The organism is Paucibacter sp. XJ19-41 (assembly GCF_028462495.1).
In the GTDB taxonomy this organism is placed as follows: domain Bacteria; phylum Pseudomonadota; class Gammaproteobacteria; order Burkholderiales; family Burkholderiaceae_C; genus Roseateles_E.
Map to the genome: position 1 here is coordinate 1 of NZ_JAQOWX010000116.1, position 17,318 is coordinate 17,318.

A 17,318-nucleotide genomic window follows, 5' to 3' on the forward strand; every position below is an offset into this window, starting at 1 on the left:
AGCGCGGCCGCATAGAGCGCGCCGCGCTGCGACTGCCAGACCGGCGGCGCATCGGGCAGCAGGCCCACGGCGGCGAGCTGGGACAGGATCAGCTGGTCGGCGCCCGGCGGGCAGCGCGGTGTGTCGACATCCTCGATGCGCAGCAGCCAGCGCCCGCCGTGGGCGCGCGCATCCAGCCAGCTGGCCAGCGCCGCGACCAGGGAGCCGGCATGCAGCGGCCCGGTGGGCGAGGGCGCAAAGCGACCGACGTAGCGGCCAGCCATCAAAGCAGCAGCCCCTCATGCTGCTCCAGCAGCGAGCGCCGGGTCGCCGCGCTCTGCAGCTGGCCCAGCCACCAGGACAAGGCCTTGGCGGGCGGCTGGCCGGTGTTGCGCCAGGCATAGTGCATCGGGAAGACGCGTTTTTCCTGGAAGGTCGGCAGCTGCAGCAGGCGGCCGGCCTCGACATGGCGCCGCACCATGGACACCGGCAGCGAGCCGCAGCCCAGGCCGCGCATCAAGCCCTCCAGCTTGGTGGCCATCGAGGGCACGGTCAGCACCTCCTGGCCGGGCATTACGCCCACCGTCATCGGCGCCAGGCTGCGGGCGCTGTCGGCCACCGCGATGATGCGGTGCTGCGCGATCGTCGCGGCCGACAGCGGGCCGTCGTGACGGGCCAGCGGGTGGTGCGGGGCCACGCAGAACACCATTTCCATATCGCCCAGCAGCTCGCAGAACACCGAGCTGCCCGGCGGCTGGGCCGAGGTGCCGATGGCCAGATCGGCCTGGCCCGACAGCAGCGCCTCCCAGGTGCCGGACAGCACCTCGACGCGCAGCTTCAGCCGGGTCGGCGGGCCTTTGGCGACCACGCCGTCCGCATCGGGCGTGTCGTCGACCGGCAGCTGGTAGAAGGCCTCCATCAGGTCGAACAGGGCCCGGCGCGCCACCGCGTCGTCGATCGCGACGGTCAGCTCGCTCTCCCAGCCGGTGGCGACGCGCCGCACCCGGTTGGCCACCGCGTCCATCTCCTGCAGCAGGCGCCGGCCCTCGACCAGCAGCTCCTGGCCGGCGGCGGTCAGCTCGGCCTGGCGCGAGCGGCGGTCGAACAGCAGCACGTCCAGCGCCTCCTCCAGCTGGCGCACGCTGTAGGTCAGCGCCGAGGGCACCTTGCCCATGGCCCGCGCGGCGGCCGCAAAGCTGCCGGTGCGGGCGATGGTGTCCATCATCGTCAGGGCCTCGGGGGTCAGGACGCGGCGTTTGTCGTGGGTGGCGTGCATGGGCAGAGGGTGAAGGCGTGGGCCTTCATCTTATTTGAACGTTGACTTCATCGGCGAGGGGGCTTTGTTGAAGGCTCCCGCTCCTACATTGGATCCATGGCGCCGACGAGGCGCTCAACAAACAGGAGCCCACGATGCTTGAACTGATCAAATCCTCCGACCGTGGCTATGCCGACCATGGCTGGCTGAAGTCCTTCCACAGCTTCTCCTTCGCCGACTACTACAACCCCCAGCGCATGGGCTTTGGCGCGCTGCGCGTGATCAATGAAGACCGCATCGCCCCGGGCACCGGCTTCGGCACCCACGGCCATCGCGATATGGAAATCATCAGCTATGTGCTGGACGGCGAACTGGCCCACAAGGACAGCATGGGCAACGGCACGGCAGGCGGCGCCCATGCCGGCGTCATCAAGCCCGGCGATGTGCAGCGCATGAGCGCCGGCACCGGCGTGATGCACAGCGAGTTCAACAACGCGCAGGGCAGGCAGACCCATTTCCTGCAGATCTGGATCATGCCCGACCAGCGCGGCGTGGCGCCCAGCTACCAGCAGCTGCATTTCCCGGCCGAGGACAAGCGCGGCCGCCTGCGTCTGGTGGCCTCGAACGACGGTGCCGAGGGCTCGGTGTCCATCCATGCCGACGCCAGGCTTTATGCCGGCCTGTTCAATGGCGATGAAGCGGCCGAGCTGGCGCTGGCGCCGGGGCGCCTGGCCTATGTGCACCTGGTGCGCGGCAGCCTGCTTGTCAACGGCCAGACCCTGGCCGGCGGTGATGCGCTGAAGCTGGCCGGGACCGACAAATTGGTGCTGGGTCAGGGCTCGGATGCCGAGGTCCTGGTGTTCGATCTCGCGCCCTGAGACTGGCTAGACTCACGGCCATGGAAAAACTGTGGACCGTGCTGACTTTTCTGCCCGCCATCGACTGGCTGGCGCTGGCCTTGTTCTTTGGCGGCTGGGTCGGTTATGCCCAGTTCGCCAAGCACCAGGCGGTCAGCAAGGGCTCGGTGCTGGCGGCGACCAACCGCGAGCGCCGGCTCTGGATGCTGCAGGTCACCTACCGCGAAGTGCGGGTGATCGACGGGGTGGTGGTGCAAAGCCTGTCCACCAGCCCTTCCTTCTTTGCCTCCACCACCATCCTGATCATCGGCGGCCTGCTGGCCGTGCTGGGCGCCAGCGACCAGGCCAGCGAACTGGTGCGCGAGATCCCGTTCGCGGCCCGCACCTCGACCCTGGTCTTCGATCTGAAGCTGGTGCTGCTGGCTGGCATCTTTGTCTACGCCTTTTTCCGCTTCACCTGGAGCATGCGCCAGTACACCTTCGGCGCACTGCTGGTGGCCTCGGCCCCGGACCACAAGCTGTTCGAGAGCGGCGGCCTGTCGCGCGAGGCCTTCGCCGACCGCGCCGGCCGCGTCGTCGGCCTGGCGGCCGAGACCTTCAACGACGGCCTGCGCGCCTACTACCTGGCCTTCGCCGCGATAGCCTGGTTCTTCTCGCCCTGGGCCTTCATCGGCGGCACCGTCGGCGTGATCTACATCCTCTACCAGCGCGAGTTCCGCTCCGAGGTGCTGAAGGTCTTGCAAGGAGATGGCAGCGGGGAGGGCGGCGCCTAGCGCCTGGCCATTGCTTCAGGAACCCGTGGGCTCGACGGTTTGGGCGGTGAGGCGCACACCCAGCGCCCGCGCCACCTTCATCACGGTATCGAAGCGCGGTTTGGCACCGGGGGCCAGCGCCTTGTAGAGGCTCTCCCGGCCCAGGCCGGCATCCTTGGCCACCTGCGACATGCCCCGGGCTCGCGCCACATCGCCCAGGGCCAGCAGCAGCAGATCGGGATCCTCGGTCTCCAGCACGGCGTTCATGTATTCGGCGATCGCTTCGTCGTCGGTCAGGTAACGGGCCGCGTCGAAGGGCACCAGCTTCGCGGCGGACTCCTTCCTCATCTTGCTCATGGTTCTGACTCCAGTTCTTTGAGGATCTGCTGCGCGCGCCGGATATCGCGTGCCTGCGAAGACTTGTCGCCACCGGCGAGCATGATGATCAGGACATTGCCCTTGCGGGTGAAGTACAGCCGGTAGCCTGGGCCGATGTCCACGCGCATCTCGGACACTTCACCGCCGACCGACTTCCAGTCGCCGAGGCTGCCGGCACTGGCCTGGCGCAGGCGGGCAGCGATGCGGATCTGCGCCCTCCTGTCTCGCAACCCATCGAGCCAAGCCTCGAACGCCGTCGTCAGCTGAACGGTGAACATGCAGCGATTGTATCCAATTGGATACTTTCAAAAAACCGTCTCTGTTATCCATTCCGCACTCGCGGCGCCCACGCCGCATGAAACCGGGGTAATTCGGGCCGAGCGCCGGGCCGCCCCAAGCCGGCCCGCACTGGCGATGTGCTTGCGGCTCAATGCCGCAAGCATCGCCGTCCCCTCGGGGGACCGGCCAAGGTACGCCTTGGACGAGGGGTTTCATTTCAACCCTCGAACTGCATCGCCGCCAGCCTTGCATACAGCCCGCCGGCGGCCACCAGCTCGGCATGCGTGCCGGTCTCGACGACGCGGCCGTGTTCCATCACGACGATGCGGTCGGCGCGTTGCACGGTGGCCAGCCGGTGCGCGATCACCAGGGTGCTGCGGCCCTGCATGGCGACCTCCAGTGCCGCCTGCACCGCGCGCTCGCTCTCGGCGTCCAGCGCGCTGGTGGCCTCGTCGAGCAGCAGCAGCGGGGGGTTCTTCAGGATGGCGCGGGCGATGCTGATGCGCTGGCGCTGGCCGCCGGACAGGCGCACACCACGCTCGCCCAGAAAGGTGTGGTAGCCCTCGGGCAGCTGGCTGATGAAGTCGTGCGCGAAGGCGGCGCGGGCCGCCGCGAACACCTCCTCATCGCTGGCCTCGGGGCGGCCGTAGCGGATGTTCTCCAGCGCATTGGCCGAGAAGATCACGCTGTCCTGCGGCACCAGGCCGATGCGCTGGCGCAGCGTCTGCAACGAGACGCGATCGATGGGCACGCCGTCCAGCGTGATCGTGCCGGCCTGCGGCTGATAAAAGCGCAAGAGCAGCTGCAGCACCGTGCTCTTGCCGGCGCCGCTGGGGCCGACCAGGGCCACGGTCTCGCCGGGTCGCAGTTCCAGGTCGAAGTCGGTCAGCGCGGGCTGCTGTGGGCGCGAGGGGTAGTGGAACTGGATGCCGCGCAGGCTCAGTCCGGAGCCGCCGGCGGTGGCCGGCAGCGGCAGCGGCGCGGCCGGCTCGGCGATGGTCGAACGGGTCGCCAGCAGCTCCATCAGCCGCTCGGTGGCGCCGGCGGCGCGCAAGACATCGCCCCAGACCTCGGCCAGCACCGCGACGCTGCTGACCAGCAGGATGACGTAGACCACGGTCTGGCCCAGATGGCCGGCGCTGATATTGCCGGCGATCACCGCCTGCGTGCCCTGGTACAGGCCCCACAGCATGGAGCCGAAGGTGGCCGTGATGATGAAGGCCACCAGCATCGATCGCACCCGGGTGCGCTTGCGGGCGGTGTCGAAAGCGGCCTCGCTGGCGCCGGCGAAGCGGCGTGTCTCGGCGCCTTCCTGCACATAGCTCTGCACCACGGTCACCGCGTTCAGCACCTCGGCCGCGATCGCGCTGGTGTCGGCGACGCGGTCCTGGCTGGCGCGCGACAGGCGCCGCACGCGCCGGCCGAAATAGATGGCCGGCAGCACCACCAGGATCAACAGCCCCAGCACCTGGGTCATCACCCAGGGGTTGGTGATGATCAGCATCACCATCGCACCGATGCCCATCACGCTGTTGCGCAGCCCCATCGACAGGCTGGAGCCGACCACGGTCTGCACCACCGTGGTGTCGGTCGTGATGCGGCTCAGCACCTCTCCGGTCTGGGTGTGCTCGAAGAACTCGGGGCTTTGGCGCAGCACATGGCTGTAGACCGCATTGCGCAGATCGGCGCTGACCCGCTCGCCCAGCCAGGTGACGGCATAAAAGCGCGCCGCCGAGAACAGGCCCAAGGCCGCGCCGACGCCGAACAGTGCCAGGAAATGCCCGCGCAGCGCCATCAGCCGCTCGCCCGGATCGCTGGCCACCAGGCCCTGGTCGATCAGCCCGCGCAGCGCCAGCGGGAAGGCCAGCGTGGCCAGCGCGGCCAGCAGCAGGAAGAGCAGGGCGGTCAGGATGCGGCCGCGATAAGGCGCAAGAAAAGGCCAGAGGCCGGAGAGGGCGCGGGGCGAGGCTTTGGGAGCGGTATCGGCTACAGCGTCGAGTGCAGGCATGCGTGGCAAGGCGGGTGGCGGCGCAGGCATTGTGGCCTCTTTGGCCGGCGACGATCAAAAACGCGGGCGGCACCGGCCGGCCTGTCCGGGCGGCGCGTGCGAACAGCGCTCAAGATGGCGCCCATGCTGACGATAGAGCAAGAGAGCCAGTGTCTGGTGTTGGGGCCTCTCGATATGACACAAGCAAGCCAAGGCATGGGATGGCGTTCGCAGCTGAGCATTGCCCAGCAGTTTTCGCTGATCGTCGGTGTTGCCGTCGCCATCCTGTTGGGCATCATCGGGCTGAGCCTGCTGCGCGTGCAGGCGCTGGGCGCGACGGTCGAGCAACTGGCCACCGACCAGGTCGAGCGGCTGCAGCTGGCGCAGCGCTGGCGCGGCAATATCGCCGTCAACGCGACCCGGGTCTTCGCCATCATCGAGTCGGACGGCGACAGCCTGCAGGACTACTTCAAGGACGGCATGGCGGCGGTCACCGCCGACACCAGCACCGTGCAAAAGCGCTACGCCGAGCTGGAGACCAGCCCCGAGGGCTTGCGTATCCAGGAGGAACTGGCCGGTGTGCGCAAATCCTATCTGGAGGCCCGTGACAAGGCGCTGGCCCTGAAGAAGCAGGGCGATATGGCGCAGGCGCGCTCGCTGGGCCGCAGCAGCTTTGCGCCGCTGATGGAGCGCTATATCGCGACGGCCGACAAGATGGTGGCCTTCCAGGCCCGGCGCTCGGCCGAGCAGGCCGCCGAGGCGGCCGGCATGATCAAGGCGTATCGGCTCATGGTGCTGGGCGCCGGCCTGGCCGGACTGGCGCTGCTATGCCTGCTGGCCTGGGTGGTGGTGGCTGGCATCCGGCGTTCGCTGGCCTCGGCCAGCGAGGCGGTGGCCAGCATCGGCGAGGGCGATCTGTCACGCGAGATCCGGGCGGAGGGGCGCGGCGAGGTGGCCGAGATGCTGCGCTCGATGCAGCGCATGCAGAGCTCGCTGGTGCGCATCGTCGGCGCGGTGCGCCAAAGCAGCGACAGCATCGCCACCGGCTCGGCCGAGATCGCCAACGGCAATGCCGACCTGAGCCAGCGCACCGAAGAGCAGGCCGCCAATCTGGAGCAGACGGCGGCCTCGATGGAGGAGCTGACCAGCACCGTCAAGAACAATGCCGACACCGCCCGCCAGGCCGCCGCGCTGGCCAATGCCGCGTCGACGGCGGCCGTTCAAGGCGGCAGCGTGGTGGGCCAGGTGGTCGCGACGATGCAGGACATCTCCGCCGCCTCCAACAAGATCACCGACATCATCGGCGTGATCGACGGCATCGCCTTCCAGACCAATATCCTGGCGCTGAACGCCGCGGTCGAGGCGGCCCGGGCCGGCGAGCAGGGGCGCGGCTTTGCGGTCGTCGCCGCCGAGGTGCGCAGCCTCGCGCAGCGCTCGGCCAACGCGGCCAAGGAGATCAAGGGCCTGATCGTCAACAGCGCCGAGAAGGTCCAGGCCGGCACCCGGCTGGTCGGCGAGGCCGGCCAGAGCATGGAGGGCATCGTCGCCCAGGTGCGCAAGGTCAATGACCTGATCGAGGAGATCTCGCACGCCACCGGCGAGCAGACCACCGGCATCAGCCAGGTCGGCGAGGCGGTGACCCAGCTCGATCAGGTCACGCAGCAAAACGCCGCCCTGGTCGAGCAGAGCGCGGCCGCCGCCGAGAGTCTGAAGCACCAGGCCGCGCAGCTGGCCGAGGTGGTCAGCGTGTTCAAGCTGGGGCGCTGAAACAGCCGCTGCTTACAATGCGCCGGTGCAAAACCTCAGCCTCACGCCGATCAAGCCCGCCGCTGCGCGCCCGGGCCGCGAGTTGCCGCTGGGCTATTTCTGCTCGGTGACTCCGCCCTAGCCAGGGCCCGCGCACTCACCGCATGCCGGCCGCCCTGGCCGGCACTCCCGTCTCTCATTGTCTGGACGATGGACCGCGCCGCCGGTGCTCGTCCCCGCTGCCCATGCTGCCCACACTTTCCTCTTTGCGCCGCGACTGGTTGTCCAATGTTCGCGGCGATCTGCTGTCGGGTCTGGTGGTCGCGCTCGCGCTGATCCCCGAGGCGATTGCCTTCTCCATCATCGCAGGCGTCGATCCCAAGGTTGGTTTGTATGCCTCCTTCAGCATCGCCGTCATCATCGCCTTTGCCGGCGGCCGCCCGGGCATGATCTCGGCCGCCACCGGCGCGATGGCGCTGGTGATGGTGACCCTGGTCAAGGAGCATGGCCTGCAATACCTGCTGGCCGCCACCGTGCTGACCGGTGTGCTGCAGATCCTCGCCGGCCTGCTCAGGCTGGGCGCGCTGATGCGCTTTGTCTCGCGCTCGGTGATCACCGGCTTCGTCAACGCGCTGGCCCTTCTGATCTTCATGGCCCAGTTGCCCGAGCTGACTAACGTGAGCTGGCATGTCTATGCGATGACGGCAGCCGGCCTGGCCATCATCTATGGCTTTCCCTACCTCACCAAGGCGATCCCCTCGCCGCTGGTGACCATCGTCGTGCTGACCGGCGTGGCGCTGGCGCTTGATCTGGACATCCGCACGGTCGGCGATATGGGTCAACTGCCCGACAGCCTGCCGGTCTTCCTGCTGCCCGAAGTGCCGCTGAACTGGCAGACCTTGACGATCATCTTTCCCTACGCGGCGACCCTGGCGGTCGTGGGTCTGTTGGAATCGATGATGACGGCCTCCATCGTCGACGAGCTGACCGACACCGACAGCAACAAGAACCGCGAGTGCGTGGGCCAGGGCGTGGCCAATATCGCCACCGGCTTCATCGGCGGCATGGCCGGCTGCGCAATGATCGGCCAATCGGTGATCAATGTGAAATCGGGCGGTCGCGGTCGGCTCTCGACGCTGTTTGCCGGCGCGATGCTGTTGGTCTTCGTGGTCTTCCTCGGCGACTGGGTGGGCAAGATCCCGATGGCCGCCCTGGTGGCGGTGATGATCATGGTGTCCATCGGCACTTTCAGCTGGAGCTCGATCAAGAACCTGCGCCAGCATCCGCCCAGCTCCTCCCTGGTGATGATCGCCACCGTCGTGGTGACGGTGGCCACCCATGACCTGGCTCGGGGCGGGTTTGTCGGCGTGCTGCTGTCGGGCCTGTTCTTCGCGCACAAGGTCGGCCGTGTGCTGCGCATAGACCGCAGCTTGGATGAGGCCGGCACGACGCGCAGCTACGCCGTGGTGGGCCAGGTTTTCTTTGCGTCCAGCGAGGCCTTCATCGGCAGCTTCGACTTCAAGGAGGTGGTGACCCAGGTGCGCATCGACGTCAGCCGCGCGCATTTCTGGGACATCACGGCCATCAGCGCGCTGGACAAGGTGGTGCTCAAATTCAAGCGCGAGGGTGCCGAGGTCGAGGTGCTGGGCCTTAATGAGGCCAGCGCCACGCTTGTGGACCGCTTTGCGATCCATGACAAGCCGGGCGTCGTCGGACAACTGACGCATTGAGAGCGAGGAGACAAGCCATGACGAACAAAGTCTATGCCTGCATCGACGGGCTAGCGAACACGGCGGCGGTTATCGACTGGGCCGCCTGGTCGGCGCTGCGCATGAGCGCACCGCTGGAGTTCCTGCATGTGCTCGAACCCGAGCCGACGCAGGCTGCGGGCTTGAGCGACTACAGCGGCACCATCGGCCTGGGCGCACAGGACTCGCTGCTGCACGAGCTCAGCGAGCTCGACGCCCGACGCGCCAAGCTGGCTCAAGAGGCGGGTCGCCGCTTGCTCACGGCCGCCAGCGAGCGCGCATCGGCGGCCGGTGTGTCCGGCGCCGGCGCGCTGCTGCGCCACGGCGAGTTGGCCGAGGCGGCTGCCGAGCTGCAGGCCGATGCACGGCTTTACGTGCTGGGCGAGCACCAGCGCCATGCCAAGCCAGGCGCCCGCCTGCATCTGGACCATCATGTGGAGCGGCTGATCCGGGTGGTGCAGCGCCCGGTGCTGGTCGTGACCTGCGAAGGCTTCGCACCGCCGCAGCGTTTCGTCATCGCCTTCGACGGCAGCGCCACGGCGCGCAAGACGGTGGACATGGTGCGGCGCAGCCCTTTGCTGGCCGGCCTGCCGGCCCTGATTGTGATGGCCGGTGTGGACACAGGGCCTGCGCGCGGCCAGCTTGAAGAGGCGCGGATGCAGCTCAGCGCGGCCGGCTTCGCCGAGGTGCAGACCGAGCTGCTGCCCGGCGAGCCGGAAGACGTGTTGCCGCCGCTGCTGAAGGCGCATGCCGATGCGCTCTTGGTGATGGGGGCCTACGGCCACTCCCGCATCCGCCAGTTCATCGTCGGCAGCACCACGACCACCTTGTTGCGCAGCAGCGAGCTGCCGGTGCTGGTGCTGCGCTGATCGCGAGCAGACGGTTTAGCCTGCCCTGAACCGCAGCGCCCCACTGGCCAAGGCCACGCCGCCGGCCACGATGGCGCAGGCAAGCAGTGTCGCGGCGCCCAGCGGCTCCTTGAGCAGCCAGCTCGCACCGCCGGCCGTCAAGAGTGGCACCAGGGCGGCTGACAGCGAGGCGCGGGCCGCCCCAAGCCGTTCGATCGCTGCCATATAGACCAGCAGGCCCAGCAGGCCGGCCAGCAGGCCCTGGCCCAGCGCCTGCCAGGCGACATCGCTCCAGGGCGCGCTCAGCAGCCGTGGCGCACCGACGCTCAGCAAGAGCGGCAGCAGCAGCAGGCAGGACCAGCCGTTGACGATGGCCGCGCCCTGCCAGGGTGTCAGGCCACTGTGACGAAAGGCCAGTGTGTATGCCGCCCATAGCGCGGACGCCAGCATGAACAGCAGATCACCGCGCCAGCTCTGCGCCGCGTCGGCCAGGCTGCCGGTGGCAAACAGCAGCAGGCCCAGCAAGATCAGCAACAGCCCCCACAGGCGCTGGCCGACTATGCGCTCGCCATGCCAGAGCCGGGCACCGAGGGCGGTGAACAGCGGCATGCTGCCGGCCATGAACACGCCCATATGAGCGGCCGGCGCCCACTGCGCACCCATCATCACCAGCGCGCCGAACGGCAGCCCGCCGCCCATCACCAGCAGGGCCAGCCGGCGACGCGGCAGCCCGGCCGGCAGCAAGCCGGTCTTCAGCAGCAAGGGCAACAGCACCAGGCTGGGCAGGCCGTAACGCAGCGTGTTCAGCTCCAGCGGTCCCAGGCTGGTGCTGACACCATGGCGCGAAGCGAGCTGCCAGACACTGGCGATCAGCGCGGCAGCCAGGGCGGCCAGCAGGCCGAGCACGAAGGGGCGATTCATCATGGGGGCCGAGTCTGCCCGGCCGGACCGGTCGCGACTATCAGAATCCTGCGCTATCGATGCGCAGCCTTGGTCTCAGCGGCCGAGCTCGCGGCGTGCCTGGGCCGGTGTCACGCCCAGCCCCCGCTGGAAGGCGGCACCCAGATGGCTCTGGCTGCTGAAGCCCAGATCATGGGCCAGGCCGGCAAGGTCGCGCTCGCCGTCTTCGAGCCGCTGCAGCGCCACGGCCAGGCGCAGTCGCTGGCGATAGCCATGCAGGCTTAGGCCGGTGTGCCGACGAAATGAGCGCGCCAGGTGAAACAGCGAGCAGCAGGCCGCATCGGCCACGTCCTGCAAGTGCCAGCGTACGTCTGTGTCGGTGCGCGCAACGATGAAGCGCTGCGCGCGCAGCACGACCGTTGGGTTCGGATCGGCAGGCAGCGCTTGCTGCAAGGCGTGTTGCAGCAGCGCCGATGTCAGCGGCCCGGCGCGCAGCGGATCGCGGGCCAGCGCGCGCCAATGCCGGCGCAGCAGCCACAGTGCGCGCGGCGCCAGCAGCCAGGCGCTGGGTGCTGACGCCAGGCCGTCGTCGATGCCCGGTCGGGCACTGACGACGATGCTGGCGCGTGTCGCGGCGCCGCAGGGCTTGAGCTGGTAGGCTTGGCCCGGCGGCAGACGCAGCACGGTCACGCCGTCAAGCACGCGTGTTTGATCGGCCAGACGGAACTCGGTGGCGCCCCGGGCGGGCAGCACCAAGCGCGCGGAAGCCACCTGGTAGCAAGGGCTCCATTGCGCGGGCAACGCATGCATGACGACGCGCTCCACCCGCAGGCGGTCGCCGGTGTGCAGCAGGGTGCGGTCTTGCGGCATGAGCCCCACTCTAGGGGCTCAGGGAGGGCTGCCGCAGACCGACGTGCCGGCCTACTTCAGGCTGAAGCGCACATTGACCGGCTTCTTGCCGGCCAAGGTCACGGTGGCCACGACCTTGGTGCCCGGGCCGGTCTTGAAGCTGCCCTTGGCCTCCAGCTTGTTGTCGCCGGCCGGGCTCAGCGCGAGCTCGCTCTTGTCGGCGCCGCTGAGCAGGGTCAGCTTGGCCACCGCGCCGGCGGTGGAGGCCGGCTTGCCGTGGTCGCGCACATACAGGGTGATCTGCTCGGCCTTGGCCACCAGCTCGAAGTCGATATCGCTGGCCTCGACCACGACGCCGCCATGCAGCGGCTTGTGCTCATGGGCGTGGCTGTGATCGCCGGCCGCCTGGGCGGCGAGGCTTGCCAGGCTCAGCGCCGCAGCGCAGGCCAAAGTCTTGATGGTCATCATTTTCAAAGTCCTCTCTCTTGGGTTGGGGTGGTGCATCAGAAAGCTTGCGCGTCACGGTCGTCCAGCAGCCGCTCGGCATCGCGGCGGCCAAACAGCCAGAACATCGCCGGGGTCAGAAAGGTGTCGAGCAGGGTCGAGCTGATCAGGCCGCAGAAAATCACCACGGCTACCGGATGCAGGATCTCGGTGCCGGGACGCTCGGCCTCGAACAGCAACGGCGCCAGCGCGAAGGCGGTCACCAGGGCCGTCATCAGCACCGGACTGAGCCGCTCCAGCGAGCCCCGAACAATCATCTTGGGCTCGAAGCTCTCGCCCTCGAAGCGCATCAGGTTCAGGTAGTGGCTCAGCTTCAGGATGCCGTTGCGCACCGAGATGCCGGCCAGCGTGATGAAGCCGACCAGGGCCGCGACCGACAGCGGCTGCCCCGACAGCCACAGTCCCAGCACCGCGCCGACCAGGGCCAGCGGGATATTGGCCATGATGATCAGCGCCAGCCGGGTGCTCTGGTAGCGGCTGAACAGCACGACGAACATCAGCGCCGCCGACACCAGGGACAGCAGACCCACCAGGCGCGAGGCCTGTTCCTGCGCTTGGAACTGTCCGCCCAGCGTGACGAAATAGCCCTCGGGCAGCGGCGTCTCGGCGACCACCTTGCGGATGTCGGCGACGATGTCGGACAGCGCGCGCCCCTGCGCATTGGCCGACAGCACGATGCGGCGCTTGCCGTCGTCGCGGCTGATCTGGTTCGGGCCGTCGCCGTCCTCGATGCTGGCCAGCTTGGACAGCGGTACCGGGCCCAATGGGGTGGCGATCATGATCTGCGCCAGGCCCTCCATCGAGCGCGCCGACTCGGGCAGGCGCAGCACCAACGCGAAGCGCCGGCCGTCCTCGACGATCTGGCTGAGCTCCTGGCCCTCGACCAGCGCCTGCAAAGCGGCCGTGATCTGCGGCGTCGGCACGCCGTAGCGGGCGGCGGCCGCCGCGTCGATGCGCACCTTGATCTGCGGCGCCAGCACCTGCTTCTCGATCTCCAGATCGGCCAGGCCCGGGATGGCGGCCAGTCGTGTGCGCAAGGCATCGGCCTGGCCGCGCAAGGTGTCCAGGTCCTCGCCGAAGATGCGGATCGCGATCTGCGAGCGCACGCCGGACAGCATGTGGTCGATGCGGTGCGAGATCGGCTGGCCGATCGCGACCCCGGCCGGCAGATTCACCAGGCGGGCGCGGATATCGGCCTGGACCTCGTCCATGGAGCGCGTGATCTCGGCCTGCGGTTTCAGCCCCACATCGAGCTCGCTGACATGCACGCCCTCGGCATGCTCGTCCAGCTCGGCCCGGCCGCTGCGCCGGCCCACATGGGCGACCTCGGGCACCTGCATCACCAGCAGCTCGGCCTGGCGAGCCAGCGCCGAGCTTTCGGCCAGGGTCACGCCCGGGTTCAGGCGCAGGCCGATCAGCAAAGTGCCTTCGTTGAAGGGCGGCAAAAAGGTGGTGGCGAAAAAGGGCACGGCCGCCGCCGCGGCCAGCGCCGCGCAGGCGCCTGCCGCCAGCGCGCGCTTCGGATGCTTGAGCACGGCCTGCAGCCCCACTGCATAGCGCGCCTTCAACCAGGCCAGCAGCCGGGTGTCGCCATGGTCCAGCGATTTCATCGTCGGCAGCAGGTAGTAGCTCAGCACCGGCGTCACCGTCACCGAGACCAGCAGGCTGGCCAGGGTCGAGACGATGAAGGCGATGCCCAGCGGCACGAACAGCCGCCCCTCCATGCCCGGCAGCGCGAACAGCGGCAGGAAGACCAGCACGATGATGGCGGTCGCATACAGAATGCCCGAGCGCACCTCCATGCTGGCCTTGGCCACCAGCTGCAGCGGGTTCAGCCGATGCTCCGGATGGCGCGCGCGGTCTTCCTTGAGGCGGCGGATGATGTTCTCGACATCGACCACCGCATCGTCGACCAGGCCGCCGATTGCGATCGCCAGCCCGCCCAAGGTCATCGTGTTGATCGACAAGCCGAAATAGCGAAACACCAGGGCCGTGATGAGGATGGACACCGGAATCGCCAACAGCGCGATCACCGTGCTGCGCAGATTGCCGAGGAAAAACCACAGGATCACCGCGACAAAGACCGAGGCGCCGATCAGCTTGCCTTGCAAGGTCGAGATCGAGGACTCGATGAAACTGGCCTGGCGGAAGGTGACCTGGGGCGCGGCCATGCCGGCCGGCAGCGAGCGCTTCATCTCGCCCAGCGCTGCCTCGATGGCCAGCGTCAGCGCCACGGTATCGGCGCCGGGCTGCTTCTGGATCCCCAGGATCACCGCCGGCTTGCCCTCGAAGCCGGCATCGCCGCGCTTGAGGGCCGGCGCGAAGCTGACCTCGGCGACCTGGCGCAGCAGCAGTGGCTGGCCGTTCCTGGCACCCAGCGCCAGATGGCGCAAGGCCTCCAGGCTGTTGTCGCGGCCCAGATGGCGTATCAGGTACTCGCGGCCGTTGAGCTCCAGAAAGCCGCCCGAGCTGTTGGCCGCATAGCGCTGCAGCGCCGCCGCCAGCTGCTCCTGCGTGACGCCCAGCTCGGCCATGCGCGCGGTCTGCGGCTGGACCTGGAACTGCCGCACCTCGCCGCCGATCGGGATCACCTGGGCAACGCCGGGAATCGCCATCAGGCGCGGCCTGAGCACCCAGTCCGCATACTCGCGCACCGCCATCGCCGAGACCTTGTCGGTGTCGATCGGCAGCGCGATCTGCATGATCTCGCCCATGATGGAGCTGATCGGCCCCATATGCGCGACCACGCCCTCGGGCAGGCCCTGCTCCAAGGTCGCCAGCCGCTCCGACACCATCTGCCGGGCGCGGAAGATCTCGGCGCTCCAGTCGAAGGTGATGTAGACGAAGGACAGGCCGGCGCTGGAGGTCGAGCGCACCGATTCGACACCGGGCAGGCCGTTCATCGCCGTTTCCAGCGGGAAGGTGATCAGCTGTTCCACCTCCTCGGCGGCCATGCCGCCGGCCTCGGTCATCAGCGTGACCGTGGGCTTGTTGAGATCGGGAAAGACATCCACCGGGGTGCGCGACAAGGTGAATGCGCCATAGGCCATCAGCGCCAGCGCGGCGATGATGACCAGCAGCCGGTTGCCCAGGCTGTAGTCGAGTAGCCACTTGAACATGATTGGTGGCCTCGGTTATCGGATCTGGTTGATCAGCAAGGCGCCTTCGGAGACGACCCGCTCGCCGGGCTTGAGCCCCGCGCTGACCGCCACCGTCGCGCCGTCCAGCGGCGTGCTCGTCACGACTCTGGGCTCGAAGCGCTCCGGCGCGGCCTTGACCCAGACCATGGTCTGGTTCGAGGCGCTGCGCACCAGGGCCGCGGCCGGCAGGCGCACGCCCTGTACGGTGCTGCGGCTGTGCACAAGCACCTGCACCGGCTGGCCCAGGGCCAGGTCTTGCAGGCCCGTGCCCTGGGCGCGGAATAGCAAGGGTATCGCCTGCTCGCGCAGCGCACGCCCTGCGCCGATGAAGTCCAGCTTGACGCCGCTGACGGCCAAGGCCGCGCCGGCGATGTCCTGCGCTGCGGCGCTGTCATAGGCCAGCGCCTCGACACGCAGCCGCGCCGGATCGACGATCTCGAACAGCAGATCGCGCGCGTCGACCACCTGGCCGGCCACCGCTGCGGCTGACGCGATCACGCCGCTGACCGGCGCCAGCAGCGCCTCGCGCGAGGCCAGGCCGGCACCGACCGCCGCGATGCGCGCGCGCAGGCTGGCCAGCTCGCTCTCAGCCGCCTCGATCTCCTTGCGCGGCACGCTGTCGGCCAGCTGTTTCAGCCGCGCCAGGCGCTGCTCGGCCAGGCCTCGCTGGGCCTGCCATTCGGCGATCTGCGCTGCCTGGCCGGCGCGCTCCAGCGCCTCGCCGCCCGGGCGCACCCAGGCCAGCAGTTCGCCCTTGCGCACGGTCTGCCCGAGCGAGGGCAGGCCGCGCGGCCCGGCTTCCAGGCGGCCGGCCATCAAGGCCTGCACCTTGCCGCCGGCGTTCGGGTCCATCACGACGGCGCCAGCCAGCGCACTGACGCGCGGCAAGGCCTCGACGCTGCTGACTTGCGTGCGCACGCCGATCTGCCGCTGGGCCGGCTTGGGCAGGAAGACCGCGCCATCGGGCAGGCGCTGCGGGCCGTTGCCGCTTGCGGCCGGTGGTGCGTCGCCGTGGTCATGGCCGGGGCCGGCCTGGGCCAGCAGCGAGGCGGCGAGCAGGGTGAAAACGATCAGAGGCTGCTTGCTCATGCCGCAACTCCTTGGCGGCGTGCGCGCAGGCTCAGCAGCACGGCGGCCCCGGCTGCGGCGATCAGTGCGCCAGCGGCCCAGGGCTTCCAGGCGAGTGCCGCCGCGTCATCGCCGTGCTCGTCCGCGTGCAGATCGAGTTCGCCGGCCAGCAGATCGCTCTGCGCGCCGGCGCTGACGGTGACGGTTACCGGGATCGTGCCGGGCTTGAGCGCCTCGGCCAGCGTAGCCTCGAATTCGCCGTCCTCGCCATGCGGCGTGGGGCGCAGCTTCAGCGGCCCCAGCTCCAGTTCCAGCGTCGCGTTCTTGACCGGCCGGTTGTCGGCCGCGTGATCGAGATAGAGCGTCAGCTGCTTGCCCTGCAGCACGCCGACCAGTTCGAAGTCTTCGGATACCGCGTGGAAACGCGGCAGTTCAGGGCCGGCTGCTGCGGCCGGGGCGTCATGGCTGTGGCCTTCGCCGGCCCACAGGGCTGGCGTCAGTGCCAGCGCCATCGCAGCGATGAGGCCGCGATGACGGATGAAAGTGAAAAAAAGCATCGTGATTCCTTGAATATTGGTGGCGTTCACTGCGGCAGCAGGCCCAGGGCCTGGCGCAGGGTGGACAGGGCGTGCTGCTGGCCCAGGCGAGCGCGCTCGCTCTGGCGCTGCGCCTCGAAAGCCTCCTGGGCCACGCGCAAGCGGGTCGGCAGATCGGTCTCGCCCAGACCGAAGGCCTTGTCGACAAAGCCCAGGGTCTCGCGGGCCAGTTCGGCGCGCCGCGCGGCTGACCGCAGCTGGGCCTCGGAGGCGGCGAGCCGCGCACGGGCGGTGGCGAGTTCGGCCGCCAGTCTTTGCTGTTCCAGCGTCAGCTGGGTCTCGGCCTCGATCTGGGCGGCGGCGGCCGTGGCCAGCTGGGTCTTGCGCTGGCCCTCACTGCCGAAGGGGATGCGCAGGCCCAGCGTGACGGTCTGGCCCCAGGCCTCGCCCCGGGCGCCGCGCTCGCGCGCGGTCGACAGGCTCAGCTCGGGG

Annotated in this window: 17 protein-coding genes; 5 read left to right on the forward strand and 12 right to left on the reverse strand. The window is 68.9% G+C overall.

From position 1 onward, the window contains the following. On the reverse strand, positions 1–263 hold a 263-nt coding region (locus PO768_RS22960), incomplete at its 3' end, for a glutamate--tRNA ligase family protein (RefSeq protein ID WP_272647909.1). Then, entirely contained in the window at positions 263–1,255 is a 993-nt protein-coding gene (locus PO768_RS22965; protein WP_137940877.1) for a LysR family transcriptional regulator, read from the reverse strand. The genes PO768_RS22965 and PO768_RS22960, both read right to left, overlap by 1 nt. 134 nt (positions 1,256–1,389) lie before the next feature. Between PO768_RS22965 and PO768_RS22970 the strand changes: the two genes are divergently transcribed. Both PO768_RS22970 and PO768_RS22975 read left to right on the forward strand, forming a co-directional pair. Continuing rightward, on the forward strand, positions 1,390–2,112 hold the full coding sequence (locus PO768_RS22970; RefSeq protein ID WP_272647910.1) for a pirin family protein: 723 nt from the start codon (positions 1,390–1,392) through the stop codon (positions 2,110–2,112). Positions 2,113–2,132: 20 nt separating this feature from the next. After that, a complete protein-coding gene (locus tag PO768_RS22975) occupies positions 2,133–2,864 on the forward strand; it encodes a DUF599 domain-containing protein (protein ID WP_272647911.1) in 732 nt (243 codons plus the stop codon). A 15-nt stretch (positions 2,865–2,879) separates the two neighbouring features. On the opposite strand, the gene PO768_RS22980 is transcribed toward PO768_RS22975, so the two are convergent. The 3 genes from PO768_RS22980 to PO768_RS22990 form a co-directional block, all read right to left on the reverse strand. Then, positions 2,880–3,200, reverse strand: a complete 321-nt coding sequence (locus tag PO768_RS22980; RefSeq protein WP_272647912.1) for an addiction module antidote protein — start codon at positions 3,198–3,200, stop codon at positions 2,880–2,882. Then, positions 3,197–3,499, reverse strand: a complete 303-nt coding sequence (locus tag PO768_RS22985) for a type II toxin-antitoxin system RelE/ParE family toxin (protein WP_272647913.1) — start codon at positions 3,497–3,499, stop codon at positions 3,197–3,199. The genes PO768_RS22980 and PO768_RS22985 overlap by 4 nt, the downstream gene beginning before the upstream one ends. A gap of 218 nt (positions 3,500–3,717) precedes the next feature. After that, positions 3,718–5,508, reverse strand: a complete 1,791-nt coding sequence (locus tag PO768_RS22990) for an ABC transporter transmembrane domain-containing protein (RefSeq protein WP_272647914.1) — start codon at positions 5,506–5,508, stop codon at positions 3,718–3,720. A 195-nt stretch (positions 5,509–5,703) separates the two neighbouring features. Between PO768_RS22990 and PO768_RS22995 the strand changes: the two genes are divergently transcribed. From PO768_RS22995 to PO768_RS23005, 3 genes are all read left to right on the forward strand, one after another. Continuing rightward, a complete protein-coding gene (locus PO768_RS22995; RefSeq protein WP_272647915.1) occupies positions 5,704–7,254 on the forward strand; it encodes a methyl-accepting chemotaxis protein in 1,551 nt (516 codons plus the stop codon). A 224-nt stretch (positions 7,255–7,478) separates the two neighbouring features. Continuing rightward, a complete protein-coding gene (locus PO768_RS23000) occupies positions 7,479–8,963 on the forward strand; it encodes a SulP family inorganic anion transporter (protein WP_272647916.1) in 1,485 nt (494 codons plus the stop codon). Between the two features lie 17 nt (positions 8,964–8,980). After that, entirely contained in the window at positions 8,981–9,850 is an 870-nt protein-coding gene (locus tag PO768_RS23005; RefSeq protein ID WP_272647917.1) for a universal stress protein, read from the forward strand. Between the two features lie 15 nt (positions 9,851–9,865). On the opposite strand, the gene PO768_RS23010 is transcribed toward PO768_RS23005, so the two are convergent. The 7 genes from PO768_RS23010 to PO768_RS23040 form a co-directional block, all read right to left on the reverse strand. Beyond that, complete coding sequence (locus PO768_RS23010; protein WP_272647918.1) at positions 9,866–10,753, reverse strand: DMT family transporter; 888 nt, start codon at positions 10,751–10,753, stop codon at positions 9,866–9,868. A gap of 72 nt (positions 10,754–10,825) precedes the next feature. Continuing rightward, entirely contained in the window at positions 10,826–11,599 is a 774-nt protein-coding gene (locus tag PO768_RS23015; protein ID WP_272647919.1) for a helix-turn-helix transcriptional regulator, read from the reverse strand. Between the two features lie 51 nt (positions 11,600–11,650). Further along, the gene (locus PO768_RS23020; RefSeq protein ID WP_442953285.1) at positions 11,651–12,046 is read right to left on the reverse strand and encodes a hypothetical protein; all 396 of its coding nucleotides are present in this window, start codon (positions 12,044–12,046) and stop codon (positions 11,651–11,653) included. A gap of 35 nt (positions 12,047–12,081) precedes the next feature. After that, positions 12,082–15,201: an efflux RND transporter permease subunit gene (locus tag PO768_RS23025; RefSeq protein WP_272647920.1), complete on the reverse strand. Its 3,120-nt coding sequence runs from the start codon at positions 15,199–15,201 to the stop codon at positions 12,082–12,084. Positions 15,202–15,216: 15 nt separating this feature from the next. After that, positions 15,217–16,311, reverse strand: coding sequence for an efflux RND transporter periplasmic adaptor subunit (locus tag PO768_RS23030; RefSeq protein ID WP_272647921.1), 1,095 nt, complete (start codon positions 16,309–16,311; stop codon positions 15,217–15,219). After that, positions 16,308–16,847 (reverse strand): hypothetical protein, encoded by a 540-nt coding sequence (locus PO768_RS23035; protein WP_272647922.1) that lies wholly within the window; start codon positions 16,845–16,847, stop codon positions 16,308–16,310. Before PO768_RS23035 ends, PO768_RS23030 begins: the two co-directional genes overlap by 4 nt. Positions 16,848–16,873: 26 nt before the next feature. Next, positions 16,874–17,318: TolC family protein (locus PO768_RS23040; RefSeq protein WP_272647923.1), on the reverse strand; the 445-nt coding region annotated here is incomplete at its 5' end.